Origin of the sequence: Halosegnis rubeus, assembly GCF_009184545.1 — an archaeon.
In the GTDB taxonomy this organism is placed as follows: Archaea; Halobacteriota; Halobacteria; order Halobacteriales; family Haloarculaceae; genus Halosegnis; species Halosegnis rubeus.
Map to the genome: position 1 here is coordinate 1 of NZ_QJOW01000004.1, position 17667 is coordinate 17667.

Below are 17667 nucleotides of genomic sequence, written 5' to 3' on the forward strand. Positions count from 1 at the left end.
TGCGGGTACTTATATGAACGGGTTTGTAACCCATGCGAACGCGCTCCTCCCCTCCCTACTCGCTCCCTTTGGTCGCTCCTTGAGGAAGGGGACTCCGCGCTACCGCTTCAGTTGAACGTCGCCGTGGGCCGCGTCGAGTTGGCACGGGAGACCGGCGAGTTGGACCACCTCGATGCCGTCGAACGGGCACACGAGCGAATGAACGCGCTCATCGATGACCTGCTCACGCTCGCGAGAGAGGGCGACCGGGTGAGCGACGTCGAAGCCGTCGACATCCGTGATATCGCGAGGGGGTGTTGGGCCAACGTCTCCACCGTGGACGCGACCCTCAACGTGCGGACCGAACGGTCTATTTCCGCCGACAGGAGTCGGCTACAACAGCTGCTGGAGAATCTGATGCGGAACGCGCTCGACCACGCCGGCGACGACGTGACCGTCACCGTCGGCGACATCGACGGTGGATTCTACGTCGAGGACGACGGTCCCGGGGTACCCCCGGACATACGCGAGTCGGTGTTCGACGCCGGCTACTCGACGGACCCGAGCGGGACTGGCTTCGGGCTGAGCATCGTCGAGCAGATCGTCAGCGGTCACGGCTGGGACATCACCGTGACCGACGGGACCGACGGCGGCGCGCGGTTCGAGATAACCGGCGTTGAGTTCGCGTGAGCAGGTCACTCATATCCGGTCGGGGAGCGTAATCGTGACGACGTTGCCATCGTCGTAGCCGAAGTCGATATCGGCACCCATGGCGGTAACGCTCCACGTCACGATCCAGAGACCGATGCTGCTGCCGTGTTCCAGTTGCGTCTCGTCGCCGGCGCGGATGGGGGCGAGTTCGGCCTCGTTGATGCGCTCGTTCCGGTCTGTGACGACACACTCCGCACGGCCGTCCTGGGTCTGGGAGACGCTGACCGAGGCGTACGGCTCGTCGCCGTGGTCGAGCCCGTTCTCGACGAGATTCGAGAGCGCGACTGTGAGCAGTCCGGGGTCGGCGCGTATCTGCGTTCCCGCCCGCACGTCGAGGTCGATGGTCGCCTCGGGGAAGCCGTCGAAGAGTTCCTCCCGGAGGTCGGCGAGGAGGTCGGCGGCGTCGACCTCGACGACGCGGAGGTCACGCCGCTTGATTCGGTCGAAGTCCTGTGCCTTCTCGGCGATAGAGAGGAGACTCTCGCTGGAGTCGATGATGGCTTCGGCGGGGAGTTCCAGCCGCTCGTCGTCGATTTCATCGCGGAGGAGGTTCGCGTGGCCCTTGATGACGGTCATCTCGTTGCGCATGTTGTGCCGGAGCACGCGATTGAGCACCGTGAGCTGTTGTTTCTGCTGGCGTTCTTCGGTTACGTCGTAGAGGACGACCAACCCCCCGACGACGGTGTCGTGGGTGTCTGTCAGCTCGGTGTACGACACGGCGAAGATGCGGCTTTCTGTTCCTCCCACGGTGATCTCGCCTGCCTCGCGCATCACGTCGAGGGGAGTGCCAACGAGCGTCTCGACCGGGGTGGGAAGCTGGCCGTCGTCGGTGACGCCAAACAGCGTCTCGGCGCGGTCGTTGAGGTTGACGACCTGCTGTTCGGTGTCGACCGCGAACAGCGGGTCTTCGAGGTCATCGAGGGCGCTGCGCTCTGCGGCCCGCTGTGTGGTCGGGTTCGTCTCAAACATGTGGGTGCCGACGAAGGCGTAGGTGTCGAGCAGCGAGTGGGGAAGCAAGAGAGCGGGCATGAGGTTCAACTCGGGATACGGGCCGATACGGAGCACCCACGTGACGATACCGATAGCCGGGAAGACCGTGCTCAACGCGATGGCGGCCGCCTCTCGTCGATAGAGCGCGCCGTACGCGAGCGTCGTCTCGACCAGCAAGAGGACGCCGACGGCGGCCGCGGCGAAGGTGACGGCCACGGCGAGATACCCACACGGCTGGATGGTGTAGAGGGCACCCGACAGCCCGAACGGCGAGAGGAGTTCAAACCCCTGCCAGAGCAGGCCGTGATACGGGTGGGTGAGCGCGAGCCCCGTCATCACGGTCGGAACGAGGAGTATCAGCCCGAAGCCGTAGGTGTGGACGAATCGCTCGCGGCCAGTGTACTCGAGCGCGAATCCCATGAACAGCGGTCCCATCCACGCGAGACCGGTCCACGTGAGGGCCTCGAGGTACGCACGCGCCGTCGGCTGTGAGACGAGCATCGCGACGGCGTACGAGAGCGTGACGAGGACCTGCGCGGTGAGCGTGGCGATGAACCAGTTCGCCCCGGCGCTCCCCCGGTGACGGTCGAGATACCAGACGAGACCGACGGTCCCGACTCCCGCCGCGAGCGTGGCGAAGACGAACACAGCGGCGACGAGTCCGAACACGACTAGCCGAAACACCGTCGATTAGCCCAATAACTGTTGGCCTTCCCGGCCCCAGTGCTGGGGTGTTTTATCTCGGTAGTCCCTCGAGTCAGTATGGCCGACGGTGGCGACCCCCCGCTGGACACGATGCCACTCGCTCCGCTCGTTCCGTCCGTCCCGGACGAGGAGACGGGGGCCGTCGTCTGGCACCGCGACGAACTCCGGACCGCGGACCACCCCGTACTCACCGCCGCAGCCCGCAACGCCGACACGCTCTTGCCGCTGTTCGTCTTCGACCCGCAGTTCTACGGCGACAGCGGGCTCGCCTGTGACGACCGACTTCGCTTTCTCCACGAGTCGCTTGCCGACCTCGACGAGCAGTACCGACACGCCACCGCGGGCGGGATGGGTCTCTCCTTTGCCCACGGCGACCCCGTCGAGGTGTTGGCTCGGTTTCACAACGCCGGCTGGGACGTGTTCGCCGCGCGGGGGCCGACAGGCCGGTACGGCCGCGACCGCGACGAGCGCGCCCGCGAGGCCGCCAACGTGCTGTTCGTCTCCGGTGACGGGCTCGTTCGCGGGACCGAGGACACGCGCGACGGCTGGGCCGACCACGTCGAGTCGTGGTTCACCGACGAGACGCTGACATGGGACCCCGAGGGCGTCGAACTCGATCACGTCCCCGCGGAACTCACTCCCGAGGATATCGAGGACGCGTACGGAATCACCTCGGTGAAGACGCGCGTCCCGACCGGGGGACGGGAGGCAGGTGTCGAGACCCTGCGAGCGTTCACCGACCGCATCGACCGTTACCCGGAGAGCATCTCCGCCCCCCTCGCGGCGCGTGAGGGGACCAGCGGTCTCTCCCCGTATCTCCGCTTCGGCTGTCTCTCCGTGCGCGAGGTGTACCAACACGTCGCCACGAACGCGACGGCCGACCGCGCCCGCGAGCTGTTCACCTCCCGGCTCTACTGGAATCGCCACTACAAGCAGAAGCTCGAAGACTGGCCCGGCTGGCTGGACGAGGCCGCAAACCCCGTGCTCGCGGGGTTCAACGCCGACCGCTACGACCCCGAGTACGTCACCGCCTGGAAGGAGGGGAAGACGGGGTATCCGATGGTCGATGCGGCGATGCGGTGTCTCCGCGAGACGGGTTGGCTGAACTTCCGGATGCGCGCGATGTGCGTCTCCGTCTACTTCCACATCCTCCAGCAGCCGTGGAAGCCGGGCGCGGACTGGTATCACCACCACCTCATCGACTCGGACTCGGCCATCAACTACACGCAGTGGCAGTCTCAGTGTGGGCTCGTCGGGAAGCCGACGCTCCGATTTTACAATCCGCGCAAACAGGTGCGCGACCACGACCCCGACGGGGAGTGGATTCGCCGCTGGGTCCCCGAACTCGTCGACCTCCCCGACGACCACCTCCCCCGGCCGGAACGCACCCCTATCCACGTGCAGGAGTCGTGTGGCGTGAAGATCGGCGAGACGTACCCGTACCCGCTGGTCGAGTACGAGGCCGCCAAAGAGGAGTTCTGGCAGCGATACGACGCAATCAAACCCGAGGCCGCGGCCAGACTCGGCGACGAGGAGATTGCACGGCGCGTCTCGCTTTCCGGTGGCGTGCCGGGCGCGAAACGCATCGCCGACGAACACGGCGACGGAGCCGCCGGACGCGACCGAGACGGCGACACGCCCCGAGACAGCCCCAGACAGACCGACCTGACGCGCTTCGAGTAATCAGGTCCGCGAGGGACGAAGTTCACGAGTAGAAGATAGAGGGTCGCCGCTCGCCGCCGTACTCGTCGTCAGGTAGGTGCGCGTCGAGGGCGTCACCCTCGCCGAGCAGGTGGTCGAACACGTCGACAGCAGAGCCACGCAAAAGCGGTTTGTTGTCGTTGCCGCAGTTGCGGTCGAAGGTGCAGGCCGGACAGCCGTTCGGTCGCCCGCAGCCGCAGTCGCGCAGGGAGTCGCGGGCGCGTTCGGCCAACGCCTCGAACTGCTCGTATATCGCTCGCGAGAAGCCCAGTCCCCCCTCTACGCCGTCGTAGATGAACCACCCCGAAGACACGTCGCCGTCGAGCGCGCGCGTCCGCTGTTCGATGACGCGCTCGGTGGCCGCGATAGTGTCCGTGCGCGTCGCTTCGTCATCGCGCGCCATGTGGGTGTCGAGCACGAGCGTCGAAAGCCCCCCGAGGTCGTTCTTGTCGACGAGCAGTTCGAGCGGCGCGGTCTTTATCATCGCGTGCTCCGCTGCGTGCAACCCTGCGACGTAGCCCAACTGCGGCGGATGGTCGCCTTCCATCCCGGTCTCGACGCCGAACTCGCGGTACTTGTGGACGAGCGCCGTCTCGATTCGGTCGGGAACCTCCAGCCAGCAGAGCTGCGTCTGCATCTCGACGGGCCGGCGACCGGTCGGGATGTTCTGCGCGAGCGTCTCTCCGTTGCCGACATGCACCTCGTCGTAGCTCCCGTGTTCAACGATGACGGTCCCCGTGCCGTAGTGGAGGGTGTAGCCGTTCACCTCGCGGCTGCGCTCGCTGTCCGCGTCGACGACGTTCACCGTCGTCCGGGTCTGGGTGTAGTAGTCCACGTCGACGGGAGTGAGTTCGACGAACGGCTGCGGGTGGTCGTCCACGACGCGGGTCACCTCGAACTGCTGGCCGTCGTGGAGCCGAACGGCACCCTCGTGGTAGTCGCGGAACGCCCGCGACTTCGCCACCGGCTCGATATCGAGGTCGTCGGCGAGTCCCCACTCCCGTGGGTTCGCGTCGTCGGCGAGTCGGACGTGGTACTTGTCGTCGCCGGTCCCGTAGATGCTCACGTCGGCCTGCGGGCGCGGAGAGCCGACGTAGTGGACCGCCGCGTCGAGATACCCCTCCAGCTCGCCCGCGCGCCGCAGCATCTCGACGGCTCGCTCCAGCCGGTCGCGCTCGGCGAAGCTGTCTGCGTCGTCTTCGGTCAGGGCCAACTCCTCGGCCGCACACCGCAGATGCTGGACGAAGACGGCGTCGTTGTCGGTGTCGACGACCGCATCCTCCACGTCGGATTCGAGCAGGTAGTCTGGGTTCGCGACGACGTACTGGTCGAGGGTGCGGTGGTCTGCGACCATGACGGCGAGCGAGCGACTGGCCCCCCGCCCCGCGCGGCCGATGCGCTGCCAGAAGGACTGGCGTTGCCCCGGATACCCCAACAGCACGGTCGCGTCCAGCCCGCCGATGTCGATACCGAGTTCGAGCGCCGAAGTCGTCGCCAGCCCGGTGAGCGTCCCAGTTTTGAACTCCGTCTCGCGGGCGTGGCGCGTCCGCTTTCCCATCCCCGCGTTGTACGGTTCGACCCGCGGGCGCGCACCGTAGCTCGCGGTGTTCCCGTCGTAAAACTCGTTCACGCGCTCGACGGCGAGTTCGGTCAGCTTCCGACTCGGACAAAACAGCAGCGTCTGAATCTGGCTGCCCGTGAGGTGAGCGAAGACGCGGGGAGCCTCGATGGAGGCGGGAACGCGCTCTGGGGCCGGCTGGTCTCCCCCCTCGTCGTCGGCTCCCTCGGGGAGCGCGTCGGTGTCGGTGTGTGCGTCCGCGGGAGTGTCCTCGCGCGACTCGTCCGGTCCCTGCTTGTTCCGCGGCGGGGGATTCCAGAGCACGAGGTCGCGTGTCCCCCGCGGAGAGCCGTCCTCGTCGACGACGGTCACGTCCTCGCCGACGAGATACGCAGAGTGTTCGCCGGGGTTGCCGACCGTCGCAGACGTGAGGGTGTACTGCGGGTCTCCGCCCCAGTAGGCGACGACGCGGCGGAGTCGCCGGAGAATCCACGCCGCGTGCATCCCCTGCACGCCGGTATGGGTGTGTGATTCGTCGATGGCGATCAGATCGAGAGCGCTGAACAGCCGGCTCCACTTGTCGTGGTGGTTGAGATAGACGCTCATCGCCTGGAAGTTGGTCAGTATCACGTCGGCCTCGGCACGGATGGTCCGGCGGTCGGCTTTGGGCGTATCGCCGTCGTAGATGCGAACCCGGATATCGAGACCAAGCGTCTCGTACAGCTCCTCGAGGTTGCGCTTCTGGTCCTTGGTGAGCGCCTTCATCGGGTAGAGCGCGAGCGCGGTCGAGGCGTCGTTCCCCTCGCTCGCGCGGGTCCCGTCGGAGTTGAGCACGCCGGCGTCGAGCAGGTTCCGCGCAATCTGGAGACCGTACACTGCGGTCTTGCCGGACGACGTGGAAGTGGCGACGGTGACGTTGTCGCCGTCGGCGAGGGAATCGAGCGCGGCGGCCTGATGCGAGTAGGGGTCGTACGGGAGCGCGTGCGCGAGCCGCGGCCGGAGCACAGCCGCCGCCGAGACGTGGCTCCCCTCGCGGGCCGGGAGTTCACGAACCGTCACGCGCTCGCGGTCGGGGGTGAGACTCGCGCGCGGGAACGAGTCCACCAGCTCGCGGCCGGTCATGCGTGGCTCGTCGGTCATACGGGGACGACGTGCGAGCCGGCTATCAATCGTTCGCCGTCAGAAGTCACCGAGTCCCGCCTGAGTGCCCCCGGAGTCGGTGGCGGTGTCGGTCGTCGCGCGGCGGTCGGCGTCGCGAATCGCGGCGTAGACGTGCCACAGGGCGCGACAGTCGTCTTCGCAGTAGCGCTCGTGGCGACCCCAGTCGACGGTGGCGGGGTCGCCGGTACGCATGAACTGCTGGTAGGCGGCGGCGGTCTGTGCCCCCGACAGCCCGGTCTCGGCTCCCTCGAAGCCGAGGGCTGCAGCCACGTCGTCCAGCTTGTTCGTCCGGCCCGGCAGGAGCGCGTTTCCGTCGCGCACGGCCCATTTGTAGAGGTCGTAGGTCCACACGTCGGCCCACGCCTCGGCGTAGTGGGGGGCGTGCTTGTCGATGAACCGCTCCAACTCGGGGTAGTCGAACCGGTAGCCGTTCCACGTGAGGACGGTCCGGTCGGCGTGTGTCGCGAGGAACCACTCGAGAAACGCCTCGATGATCGTCCCCGGCTCGTCGGGGTCCTCTCGTTCCACGAACGACCGGTAGCTGTCGTCGTGCGGGTCGTAGACGCCGACTTGCCAGATGATCGTCGGTGACAGTCCGTCTGTCTCGATATCGAGACAGAGTGGCGGCCGGTCGTCGCGCGTGACGGGGAGCGTCTCGTTCGTCAAACGGAGGGGGTCGCCGGTCGCGAGCACCTCGGCGTGGGCGTGCATCCGCTCGGCGTTCGCCCTCGAGACCCCGGACACGTCCACGAGGTTTCGGACAGGCGTCTCGCGCACGTCGGTCCGGGAATCCACCCCGCGGTCGTGGAGGCGGGTCGCCGTCGCCGCGCCGATGCCGGCGAGCGCGCGGAGACCGAACTGCGAAGTTCGCATCGGCGTCGCGGCCACGGTCCCGGCAGAGACACATCGGAGCGTGGCGAACGTCGGCGTCTCGCCGTGGCCGGGCGGAGGACCGCAGCCGTACACCGGAACCGTCGTCCCGTCGAGCGTCCAGTCGTGGTGGTATCCCGCCGGAAGTTCGCCGGCGAGTACGGTAATCGGCGCATCCGTCGCGCGCTGGAGTCGCGTCAGTTCGTCGCTCGCAGTGAGGGTCGCCGAGAGGCTCGTCGCGTCCGTCTCAACGTCGAGTCCCGGGACGACGAGGTGCGTTCGCTCGCTGGCGGGCCGTCGCTCACCCGCCTCGAAGGCGGCCGCGAGGTCGTCGAGGACGGCGGAGGACTGTACCGTGAGTACGTCGAGTTCGGGCGCGGCGTCGGGGGCGACTGCAGCGAGTGCGTCGTCCACGCGGGCGTGCCGGACGACCGAGTCGCCGTCGCTTCCCAACTGCGGGTGGACGACGGGAACGGAGAGCGAATCGCGGACGGTCGCGTAGGCGCGCGGCTCGGGCGTCGGGTCGGAGAGCCAGACGCCGTCGGGGTCGCCGTAGGCGACGGCGTCGGCGAGCGCCGGCGCGGCGAGCTCACGCACCGCTCGTGCCGGCAGCGACAACAGCGTCAGGGGCTCCTCGCTCACGGGCGTCGCTACGCGAGTCGGGCGAAAAGAGCTTCCGGCGTGAACTCAGTAGCCGGCTCTCCGTGGACGGTCTCGCCGTCGGCGTTCCGTGAATCAGGTCCCGGACGTACAGCTCTCGGTCAACACCGAACCGGCGGTCGTAGCACCATTCGTTCAGTTCGTCGTACCACACCGCCGTCGCGCAGCGACCCCTCGGGGGTCGGCTCCCAAGCGTTTAGCAGGTGTCGCCCGAAGCCGGGGCGTGAGTCGACTCGTCGCGACAGTCACGTTCGGTCGGCGGCCGGCCATCGGATCCGGCATCGAGCCGGTCGCGGTCGCGCACGGCTACGCCGAGCCGATGGCGCGGTTCCTCGGCTACAACCTCACCGACGACGGGACCCTCGACCGCGTCCCGGGTGCGTACGCGCCCGTGCTCGGCGACCGACCCTCGGTCGTGACGGACCTGTTGCTCGCGCTCGCGCCAGAGCTGTCGAGCATCGCAGACCGCATCGGGACGCTCGACACCAAATCGCGCGTGAACTACGGCGTCGACTTCCGCGAGAAGGCGTTCGACTCCGCTGTCGGCTGGGGGTCGGACGGCTACGGCCGCCACTTCGAAGCGCGCTCGCAGTTGGAGTCACATCCCATCGACGGGGCCGTCGCGGTCGCCTGCTACGGCAGCGGCGAACTGTGTCGAGCAATCGAGGCGAACCTTGACCGACTAGACGTCGACGCGCTCCGCGGGTAACCTCACGTCGACGGCGGCGAGTTCGCGGTCGAGATACGCCGCCGTGAGGTCGAGAACTGCGGCGTCGTCATCGACGTGTAACACACCGATTCTGTCGGTCACACAAGAAGGACGGAACTGACAGATAAACCCGTGTCGCCTGTCTGTGCCAACGACCGCGCCGGCGTGCAGACGCTTAAGTTCGCGAGGCACCCAGACGGCGCTAATGGCGGGCGGAACGCTCCCGGTCCGTGACGGTCGCGAGCAGTCGCGCGACCGGGTTGTCTGTCACGTCGACATGGACTGTTTTTACGCGGCGTGTGAACGGCTTCGCGAACCGGCACTCGCCGGTGAACCCCTCGTCGTCGGGATGGGGTACGAGACCGGTGCGGATGTCGGGGCGGTCGCGACGGCCTCCTACGAGGCGCGGGCGTTCGGCGTCGAGAGCGCGATGCCGATCTCAGAGGCACTGGAGCGGTTGCCTCGCAAGCGAACCGCCGCCCGCGAGGACGACCTCGACGTGTCCGAAGCGGGCTTCTACCGCTCCGTCGACATGGCGTACTACGAATCCGTCAGCGAGGCCGTCGACGAGGTCGTAGAGCGCGCGGTCGCCGACGCCGACCCGGAAGGCGTCGTCCGGTCGGTCTCTATCGACGAGGCGTATCTCGACGTGTCGGCCGTCGGCTGGGAGCGCGCACGGGAGTTCGCCGCCGACCTCCGGGCAGACGTCGAAGCCGAGGTCGGCGTGACGGCCAGCGTCGGCGTCGCACCGAACATGTCGGCCGCGAAGGTGGCTTCCGACGCCGACAAACCCGACGGACTAGTGGTCGTCCCGCCCGACGAGGTTCGGGCGTTTCTCGCCGACAGACCGGTTGGTGAGCTACACGGCGTCGGGCCGGTGACGGCCGACCGGCTCGCCGAGATGGGCATCGAGACGGCCGCCGACCTCGCGAGCGCCGACCCCGATGACCTCGAATCGACGTTCGGCTCGCGGGGGCGACAGATACACCGCCACGCCCGCGGTATCGACCGCCGCGAGGTCGAACCCGTCGGGAAGCCCAAGTCCATCTCCTCGGAGAAGGCGCTGTCCGTCACGGACGACGGCACGACGAAACGTGAAGTCCTCAAGCGGCTGGCGGGTGAGGTGACGGAACGCGCCAGCGGGAAGGGGGCACTCTACAAGACCATCGGCGTGAAGGTGGTCCGCCCGCCCTTCGACGTGAACACCCGTGCGCGGTCGCTCTCCGGCCCTGTCGACGACCCCGGCCTCGTGGAAGAGATCGCCCTCGACCTGTTGGGTGAGTTCAGCGACGACCGGGTGCGGAAGCTCGGGGTGCGCGTCTCGAATCTGGACTTCGCCGAGACCGACCAAGCCTCCCTCGACAGTTGGGACTCGGGTAGCGGGCAGTCCGGCGAAACGGGGTCGAGTCGGGCCGGCCGGCGGACACGCGACCGTCGTGGACGCGGGCAAACTACGTTCGGCGACTTCGACGAGTGACCGGTGGCACTTTGTGACTCGTGGCGCGATGCTGAGTATGAACAAGCTCGCCTCAACCGGCGACGGCCGGTGGCAGTTGGCGCGCCACGCGCACATCGTCGTCTACGAGGCCGACGACGGCGGACAACTGCTCACCGTTTACGACTGCGGAGCGAGTCAGGCCCCGCCGCGTGCGAAGCTCGTCGGCCACCTCGCCGGCGTCGAGGCCGACCACGAGCGCACGCCACAGCCGACGGGTAGTATCGTCTCCTTGCGCGAGCCAGCCGAACTCCTCAGCGAGGAGGACGGCTACGTTGTTCGCGCCTGATATGCCGCGCGTCTGACGCGGCTTTATTCGAGTCGGAACGCACGTTCCGGTAATGAGTACGGAGACCATCACCGTCGGCGAGGTGAGCGCCGGCGACGCGGCGGGCCAGTCGGTCGAGCTGCCCATCGTCGATATCCTCACGGGCCGGGGGTTCATCACCGGCAAGTCCGGCTCCGGCAAGTCGAACTCCGCGTCCGTCATCGCGGAGAAGCTGCTCGACCGGGGCTACTCGCTGATGTGCGTCGACATCGACGGCGAGTACTACGGGCTGAAAGAGGAGTACGAGATTCTCCACGTCGGGGCCGACGACGAGTGTGACCTGCAGGTGTCGGTCGAACACGCCGAGAAGCTGGCCTCACTCGCGCTCGAACAGGGGGTTCCCATCATCCTCGACGTGTCCAGCTTCCTCGACGAGCGAGACGCCCGCGAACTGCTGAAAGAGGTCGCCAAACAGCTGTTCGCGAAGGAGAAAAAGCAGAAACAGCCGTTCTTGATGCTCATCGAGGAGATTCACGAGTACATCCCCGAGGGCGGCGGAATGGACGAGTGTGGCCGCATGCTCGTGAAGGTGGGAAAGCGCGGGCGGAAACACGGGCTCGGCGTGGTCGGCATCTCACAGCGACCCGCTGACGTGAAGAAGGACTTCATCACGCAGTGTGACTGGCTGCTCTGGCACCGGCTCACCTGGTCGAACGACACCAAGGTCGCAGGGAGAATTCTCGGGAGCGAGTACCGCGGGCACGTCGAGGAATTGGGCGACGGCGAGTGTTTCATGATGAGCGACTTCGAGGAGTCGCTCCGGCAGGTCCAGATGGAGCGCAAACAGACGTTCGACGCCGGCGCGACGCCCGGACTTGACGACTTCGAGCGCCCGGAGCTCAAGTCCGTCTCCGACGACCTGATGGGCGAACTCGAGACCATCTCGGAGAACGAACAACAGCGCGAATCCCGGGTTCAGGAACTCGAGCTCGAACTCAAGGACAAGAAGGAGCGCATCAAGCAACTGGAAGCGGAACTGGAGGAGGCGAAAGACCTCTCCGCGATGGCCGAACGGTTCTCGCGGGCGATGTTGGAACACGCCTCCGGGCGGGCGTTCCGGACCGACATCACCGGCCGGCAGTCGGAGTTGAACGAGCACGACGAATCCGGCGGCACGGTCGTCACGAGCGGCGACGAGACGAGCCGGGGGCGCGAAGCCGAAGCCGGGAGTCGGGCCGCAAGCGACGGCTTCGACCACCTCTGGTCGACTGACTCCGGTGCGAGCCGGATGGCCGAGAAGGCCGGCCACTCGGAGCGGAATGCGACCGGGGACGAGGCGGATGTGGCGGACCCGCCCACCGGCGGGCCGACCGGCCCTGAGGAAACCGATACCGGTGGCGTCGCCGACCCCACGGACGGAGCGAGCGACGACGACGGTGACACGCCGGCTCCGGATGACATCGACGCGCCGGGTGACGTAGAGCCGTCCTTTGCCGGCGACACGGAGCGGTTGGTCGTCGCGGACCTCCGTGAGACGGTCGAGTCGCTTGACCCCATCGCGCGGGAGATGTTGGCCGTCTACCGGACGGAGCCGAAGCTGTCACCCCTCGACGCCCACGTCCGGGCCGGCGGCGACGGCGACCGCACGGCCGCGTACCGGCGCAACGGCGAACTGCGGGCGGGCGACCTCGTGGAACACGCCGGCCGCGGCGGCTACCGGTCGCGGCTGCGCGCCGAGATTCAGACGCGCCACGACGGTCGCCTCGGCGACGAGGCGCTCGAGACTGCCGTCTCGCGAGTGACTGAGCTGTTACCCGCGGTCGGGGACGGTTCGACGGAGCAGTCGGCAGACGGAACCGACAGAGAGTCACGCGAGCCAGCGGAGTCGGACACAGAGCCGACAGCCACGGACGCCGAGATCATCACGGAGTCGCCGCTCGCGAACGCGGCGAAACCAGAGGTCGACGTAGCGGACGAGGAATCGGAGCCCCACGAACGGACCCAGACGGAGATTCTATAACCCGGCGACGAGCTTTTCGAGGGCGGCCCGGGGGTCGTCTGCCTTGGCGACCCCGGATGCGAGTAACACACCCCGAGCGCCGAGGCTGCGGGCGGCGAGTACGTCGTCTCCCGTCGAGATGCCGGCTCCACAGAACACGTTGACCGACGGGTCCACGTCGCCGGCGGCGGCGACCGCACCCTCGACGATTTCGGGGTCGGCCGAGGCGACCGAGACGCCGGTGCCGATGAGCTCCGGCGGCTCGACGGCGACGGCATCCGGGCCGAGGGCGGTGACGGCGGCGATCTGTTCGGGGTTGTTCGCACAGACGACAGTTTCGAGGCCGGCGTTGTGGGCGGTCTCGACGCTCGCGTCGATGTCAGCGAGTCGGAGTCGGCGCTCGGAGTGGTTCAGCAGGGTGCCGTCGGCGTACTGTGCGACGGCGTCGGCGAGCGTCGACCCGGTGTGGCTCCCGTGACCGTTCGGAGAGACGTGTTGCGCGAACGTCTCGACGCCGGTCTCGGCGACGGCGGCGAGGTCGACGGCCTGCGGTGCGACGGCGATGCGAGCGTCGGTGTCTGTGGCCACGTCGGCGGCGGCCTCCGCGATGGCGACGGAGTCACAGTCGTACGCCTTCAGATTGACGAGAATGAACATACTCCCAGAGCGAGGGGCCGCCGCAAATAGTTGTTCGTTCGCGGCTCAGACGCGCTCGCCGTCGGCAGGAATGGTGACGTTCTCGACACCCTCGGCGTCGAGATGCTCGCGCAGCTCCACACGCGTACAGAGGCAGTGGTTGATAGCCTCCATGTGGACGGCGACGACCTCGCCGTCGGTGACCTCGGCGACGGCGGCGACACCTTCACGCGACATCGTAATCGGGTTGCCCTCGACGAACTGCGCTTCACCGGTGTTGACCACGACGGTGTCCGGGTCGTGTTGGGTGATTACGTCGCCGACGGGACCGTACCAGACGGTGTCACCGGCGACGTAGGTGGTCTCCGTGCCGTCGAACAGGAAGCCGGTGACGGGCCCCATCTGTTCTGCGAGGTCGCCCGTCCCGTGGCGGGCTGGCGTGGCGGCGATAGTAATGTCATCGAACTCGACGAGTCCCGAGACCGGGCGTACGTCGTCGAAGCTCGCTTCGAGGTCGCCGCTGTCCTCGGGCTGGCAGAACACCGGGACGCCGTCGATGCGGTCGCGGGCCGTGTCGTCGACGTGGTCCTCGTGGAGGTGGGTGACGACGACGGCGTCGACGCCGTCGAGGTCGACCGACGGGAGGGGAGCAGTCGGGTTCCGGTCGTCGGTCGATGTATTCTGAATCGGCGGGCGCGCGGCTTCGGGGTCGAGCATCGGGTCGACCAGAAAGCGCGTTCCGTCGATGTCGAGTTCGAGCGTGGCGTGGCGGACGAGTCTAAGCTCCATCAGTCCTTCCGCTTGACAACGTCACCGAGCGTGTACGACCCGGAGGAGGAGCCGCCTTCGAACTCGTAGTCGTCGTCGCCGCCGTCACCCTCCGTGAGCGAGATACCGAGTTCGGGCTCCAACTTCTCTCGTATCTCGTCGGTCGGCATGATATCGGCTCGTTCGAGCTTCCGGATGACGCTCGCCTTCTCGTTGAGCTTGTTCGCGAGGTCCTCCTGTGAGAGATTGAGGGACTCCCGGGCGTTCCGGATGCGGTCGTCGTAGTCCGTCGCGATCTGGTCCATCGTGTCGAACATGTCGCGGCGACGGCTCTGGCTGCTGGAGCCGCCCGACCCCGTCGAACTCGACGACGAAGACGAGGAGGACGACGAAGACGAGGTGGAGTACTTGCTCGACGCCGACGAGGAGGTCTGCTGGCGCACCTCCGTGCCGAACTCGGTGCAGTCGCTGCACACGTCGAGTTCGGCGCCTTCTACCTTCACCGTCGTCGGATTTGCGACCTCACTGCCGCACATCTCACACTGTACCATACTGTCGGATTCGACAGCGGCGTCAATAAAGCACACGCCGTCGGCTTCCGGTCGGCTACTCGTCGGTCTCCACGCGGGTCAGCGCGTGCTCGAAGCCGTCGTCGGTCAACACCACCTCGTCGGTGTGTTCGTTCGCCTCCTCTGGGGTGCGGCCGTCGGCGACTGCCCGGATTGCGTACATCGACGCCTCGCGCACGAGCGAGGCGAGTTCTGCGCCCGAAAAGCCCTCCGTGCTCGTCGCCAGCGCCGCCAGGTCCACGTCGTCGGCCAGCGGCTTGTCGTCGGTGTGAACACCCAGGATTGCGCGCCGTGATTCCTCGTCGGGATTGGGGACCTCGATGTGCGTCTCCAGTCGGCCGGGCCGGAGGAGTGCCTCGTCCAGCGCGCCCTGTCGGTTCGTCGCCGCGAGTACTGCGAGCCGCGGGTTCGAGGCGGCGTTGTCCATCTCCGTGAGCAGTTGGGAGACGACGCGCTCTGTCACCTCCGAGTCGCCGCCCCCGCGCATCCCGGCGAGCGCGTCGATCTCATCGAGGAACACGATGGAGGGGGCAGCCTGTCGCGCCCGGTCGAACACCTCGCGGACGGCTTTCTCCGACTCGCCGACGTAGCGGTCGAGCAGCTCCGGGCCGGCCACCCGGAGGAAGTTGACGCCCGTCTCGCCGGCGAGTGCACGGGCGAGGAGCGTCTTGCCCGTGCCCGGTGGGCCGTACAACAGGACGCCGGATGCCGGCTCGGTGTCCGCCGCCTCGAACAGCGGAGCGTACTGGACGGGCCACTCGACGGCCTCCCGAAGTGTGGTCTTTGTCTCTTCGAGCCCGCCCACGTCGGCGAAGTCAACGGTCGGCGTCTCGGCGACGTATTCGCGCATCGCCGAGGGGTCGACGGACGCCATCGCGTCGTCGAAGTCGCCGCGCGTCACCCGCAGTTCGTCGCGGTTCTCGCGGTCGCGGAGGGCAGCCATCGCCGCCTCCTGCGTGAGCGTCTTCACGTCCGCGCCGACGAAGCCGTGGGTCCGGGCCGCGAGTCGGTCGAGGTTCACGTCGTCGGCGAGCGCCATGGCCCGCGTGTGCACGTCGAGAATCTCGCGGCGACCGGTCTCGTCGGGAGCGCCGATCTCGATCTCACGGTCGAATCGGCCGCCGCGTCTGAGCGCGGGGTCGATGGCGTCGACGCGGTTCGTCGCGCCGATGACGATGACCTGCCCGCGGGATTCGAGCCCGTCGAGGAGGGTGAGCAGTTGCGCGACCAGCCGATTCTCCATGTCGCTTTCCTCGTCTCGCTCCCCGCCGATGGCGTCGAGTTCGTCGATGAAGATGATGGCGGGCTGATTGTCGGCGGCCTCCTCGAACATCGTCCGGAGTCGTTCTTCGCTGTCGCCCTTGTACTTCGAGACAATCTCCGGGCCGTTGATGACGCGGAAGCTGGCGTTCACCTCATTGGCGACGGCGCGGGCGATGAGGGTCTTTCCCGTGCCCGGCGGGCCGTGCAGGAGCACGCCCCTCGGCGGGTCGACGCCGATCTCGCGGAACAGTTCCGGCTCCGAAAGCGGGAGTTCGACCATCTCCCGGACCAAATCGAGTTCCTCGTCTAGCCCGCCGATGTCCTCGTAGGCGACGCCGGAGGCGGTCGTCGTCGAGGCGTCCGTCGGCTCCTCGGTGACGGGGATGTCGGTATCGGTCGAGCCGGTCGGCGTCTCCGACTCCGACTCGTCGCCCTGTACCGACAGTGTCGTCGTCTCGGTCACCATCACGACGCCGTCGGGGTCGGTTGCGGTGACGCGCGCCTCGATGTCGGCGGCGTTGAGGTGAACCGTATCCCCCGCACGCAGCGGCCGGTCCAACAGCGACCGCTTCAGTAGCGATTCAGCGTTGCCCGGAACCGAACCGCGCACGTCGAGGGTGACACGGGTCGCGTCGCTGACAGTGACGCGGCGAACGGTCACTTCGTCGCCGACGGTGACCCCGGCGTTGGCGCGGGTGTCGGCGTCGATTCGCACTACGTCGTTTTCCGTGCCTGGCCACACCTTCGCGACGGCCTGTCGGTCACCCTCGATGACGACCGTATCCCCCGAGAGCACGCCGAGTCGCGACCGCGCTGGTTCGGGGAGTCGGGCGACGCCGCGGCCGGCTTCGCGCTTCTTGGCGGCGGCCACCGGGAGCCGTACCGTCTCGTCAGTCATACGTGTGAGAGGTCTGGCGCGAGTTTCAATCCCCCGGTCACGACGACAGGCGGTCGCGGTGTTCGCGGGCGAGTCGCTCGGCGTGGTCGCGGTGTTGTGCCGTCTCCCAGCGGACCTGCTCGTGGTCACCGTAGGTGAGTGTCTCTTTCAGCACGTCGCGAATCATCCCCGCCTCGACGGTCTCGATTTCGCCCCCGGTGCCGAACTCGATGACGCCGTAGCGGTCGGGTGCACTCGCGACAGTCGCGCGCGTCAGGTCCGACCACGCCTTGCGCAGGGGCATCACTCTGCACCGACGATTTCGTAGCTCTCCTCGCCGAGTTCGTCCTCGGCGAAGACGAAGACGCGCCCCCGTGCTGTCTCTGGGTCGGCGGTGATCTCGGTGCGGTAGCCGGCGTTCGTCGCCTCCACGCCGGGGAAGATGGATTCGGTCTCGTCGCGGTCGATGATGACCCGACCCACGCCCGTCGAGCGCAGGATGTCGTCGTCGGTGGCGCGGTCGTTCACGTACAGCATGACGCCCTCCTCCTCGGAGGGGTCGGTGACGAGGACGTGCACGTCTTTGCCCGGTGCGGTCGTGACGGTCTCTTCTGCCTTCGTCGGGACGCCGTGGTAGAAGACGCTCCGGCCGTCGGCGTACGTCACCTCGACGCCCTCCGGCTCCAGCGAGATGTCGATGAGTTCGGGGGCGATGTCGCTGCGGAAGCTCATACCCGACGTTCGGCAG

Annotated in this window: 16 protein-coding genes; 6 read left to right on the plus strand and 10 right to left on the minus strand. The window is 67.6% G+C overall.

The genetic code is table 11. The annotated features are described in order from the left end of the window. The first annotated feature begins 111 nt into the window (after positions 1-111). On the plus strand, positions 112-669 hold the full coding sequence (locus DMP03_RS09595; RefSeq protein ID WP_225871856.1) for a sensor histidine kinase: 558 nt from the start codon (positions 112-114) through the stop codon (positions 667-669). A 9-nt stretch (positions 670-678) separates the two neighbouring features. Here DMP03_RS09595 and DMP03_RS09600 read toward each other — a convergent pair whose 3' ends face one another. After that, positions 679-2364, minus strand: coding sequence for a sensor histidine kinase (locus DMP03_RS09600; RefSeq protein WP_152120473.1), 1686 nt, complete (start codon positions 2362-2364; stop codon positions 679-681). 78 nt (positions 2365-2442) lie between these two features. Between DMP03_RS09600 and DMP03_RS09605 the strand changes: the two genes are divergently transcribed. Then, on the plus strand, positions 2443-4068 hold the full coding sequence (locus DMP03_RS09605) for an FAD-binding domain-containing protein (RefSeq protein WP_152120474.1): 1626 nt from the start codon (positions 2443-2445) through the stop codon (positions 4066-4068). Between the two features lie 22 nt (positions 4069-4090). On the opposite strand, the gene DMP03_RS09610 is transcribed toward DMP03_RS09605, so the two are convergent. Both DMP03_RS09610 and DMP03_RS09615 read right to left on the minus strand, forming a co-directional pair. Further along, positions 4091-6784, minus strand: coding sequence for a DEAD/DEAH box helicase (locus DMP03_RS09610; protein WP_152120475.1), 2694 nt, complete (start codon positions 6782-6784; stop codon positions 4091-4093). A gap of 39 nt (positions 6785-6823) precedes the next feature. Beyond that, positions 6824-8317, minus strand: a complete 1494-nt coding sequence (locus DMP03_RS09615; RefSeq protein ID WP_152120476.1) for a ribonuclease H-like domain-containing protein — start codon at positions 8315-8317, stop codon at positions 6824-6826. A gap of 241 nt (positions 8318-8558) precedes the next feature. Between DMP03_RS09615 and DMP03_RS09620 the strand changes: the two genes are divergently transcribed. Then, positions 8559-9044: a hypothetical protein gene (locus DMP03_RS09620; protein WP_152120477.1), complete on the plus strand. Its 486-nt coding sequence runs from the start codon at positions 8559-8561 to the stop codon at positions 9042-9044. On the opposite strand, the gene DMP03_RS14785 is transcribed toward DMP03_RS09620, so the two are convergent. Further along, positions 9018-9146, minus strand: coding sequence for a hypothetical protein (locus DMP03_RS14785; protein WP_263969983.1), 129 nt, complete (start codon positions 9144-9146; stop codon positions 9018-9020). The two genes, DMP03_RS09620 and DMP03_RS14785, sit on opposite strands and share 27 nt — an antisense overlap. 103 nt (positions 9147-9249) lie before the next feature. Here DMP03_RS14785 and dinB point away from each other — a divergent pair, with 103 nt between their 5' ends. The 3 genes from dinB to DMP03_RS09635 are packed head-to-tail and all read left to right on the plus strand — an operon-like array spanning position 9250 to position 12827. Next, a complete protein-coding gene (dinB, locus tag DMP03_RS09625; protein ID WP_152120478.1) occupies positions 9250-10521 on the plus strand; it encodes a DNA polymerase IV in 1272 nt (423 codons plus the stop codon). A 37-nt stretch (positions 10522-10558) separates the two neighbouring features. Next, entirely contained in the window at positions 10559-10828 is a 270-nt protein-coding gene (locus DMP03_RS09630) for a hypothetical protein (protein ID WP_152120479.1), read from the plus strand. Positions 10829-10880: 52 nt separating this feature from the next. Further along, positions 10881-12827 (plus strand): ATP-binding protein, encoded by a 1947-nt coding sequence (locus DMP03_RS09635; protein WP_152120480.1) that lies wholly within the window; start codon positions 10881-10883, stop codon positions 12825-12827. Here the strand turns inward: DMP03_RS09635 and tpiA are convergent. From tpiA to DMP03_RS09665, 6 genes are read right to left on the minus strand one after another with little or no spacing between them, the layout of a single operon-like run. Beyond that, positions 12822-13463: a triose-phosphate isomerase gene (gene tpiA, locus DMP03_RS09640; RefSeq protein ID WP_152120481.1), complete on the minus strand. Its 642-nt coding sequence runs from the start codon at positions 13461-13463 to the stop codon at positions 12822-12824. The two genes, DMP03_RS09635 and tpiA, sit on opposite strands and share 6 nt — an antisense overlap. Before the next feature lie 45 nt (positions 13464-13508). After that, complete coding sequence (locus tag DMP03_RS09645) at positions 13509-14231, minus strand: MBL fold metallo-hydrolase (RefSeq protein ID WP_152120482.1); 723 nt, start codon at positions 14229-14231, stop codon at positions 13509-13511. Then, positions 14231-14761: a multiprotein bridging factor aMBF1 gene (locus DMP03_RS09650; RefSeq protein ID WP_152120483.1), complete on the minus strand. Its 531-nt coding sequence runs from the start codon at positions 14759-14761 to the stop codon at positions 14231-14233. Before DMP03_RS09650 ends, DMP03_RS09645 begins: the two co-directional genes overlap by 1 nt. Before the next feature lie 55 nt (positions 14762-14816). Further along, the gene (locus tag DMP03_RS09655; RefSeq protein WP_152120484.1) at positions 14817-16940 is read right to left on the minus strand and encodes an AAA family ATPase; all 2124 of its coding nucleotides are present in this window, start codon (positions 16938-16940) and stop codon (positions 14817-14819) included. Positions 16941-16977: 37 nt separating this feature from the next. Next, complete coding sequence (locus DMP03_RS09660) at positions 16978-17223, minus strand: DUF7508 domain-containing protein (RefSeq protein ID WP_152120485.1); 246 nt, start codon at positions 17221-17223, stop codon at positions 16978-16980. Beyond that, a complete protein-coding gene (locus tag DMP03_RS09665; RefSeq protein WP_152120486.1) occupies positions 17223-17651 on the minus strand; it encodes a DUF5796 family protein in 429 nt (142 codons plus the stop codon). Before DMP03_RS09665 ends, DMP03_RS09660 begins: the two co-directional genes overlap by 1 nt. Positions 17652-17667: the final 16 nt, after the last annotated feature.

Bases quoted from the DNA above. Each gene is read 5' to 3' on its own strand.
- DMP03_RS09605 (WP_152120474.1), top strand. From the start codon at position 2,443: ATGGCCGACGGTGGCGACCCCCCGCTGGACACGATGCCACTCGCTCCG.
- DMP03_RS09630 (WP_152120479.1), top strand. From the start codon at position 10,559: ATGAACAAGCTCGCCTCAACCGGCGACGGCCGGTGGCAGTTGGCGCGC.
- DMP03_RS09645 (WP_152120482.1), bottom strand. From the start codon at position 14,231: ATGGAGCTTAGACTCGTCCGCCACGCCACGCTCGAACTCGACATCGAC.
- dinB (WP_152120478.1), top strand. From the start codon at position 9,250: ATGGCGGGCGGAACGCTCCCGGTCCGTGACGGTCGCGAGCAGTCGCGC.
- DMP03_RS09655 (WP_152120484.1), bottom strand. From the start codon at position 16,940: ATGACTGACGAGACGGTACGGCTCCCGGTGGCCGCCGCCAAGAAGCGC.
- DMP03_RS09650 (WP_152120483.1), bottom strand. From the start codon at position 14,761: ATGGTACAGTGTGAGATGTGCGGCAGTGAGGTCGCAAATCCGACGACG.
- DMP03_RS09660 (WP_152120485.1), bottom strand. From the start codon at position 17,223: ATGCCCCTGCGCAAGGCGTGGTCGGACCTGACGCGCGCGACTGTCGCG.
- DMP03_RS09665 (WP_152120486.1), bottom strand. From the start codon at position 17,651: ATGAGCTTCCGCAGCGACATCGCCCCCGAACTCATCGACATCTCGCTG.
- DMP03_RS09635 (WP_152120480.1), top strand. From the start codon at position 10,881: ATGAGTACGGAGACCATCACCGTCGGCGAGGTGAGCGCCGGCGACGCG.
- tpiA (WP_152120481.1), bottom strand. From the start codon at position 13,463: ATGTTCATTCTCGTCAATCTGAAGGCGTACGACTGTGACTCCGTCGCC.
- DMP03_RS09610 (WP_152120475.1), bottom strand. From the start codon at position 6,784: ATGACCGACGAGCCACGCATGACCGGCCGCGAGCTGGTGGACTCGTTC.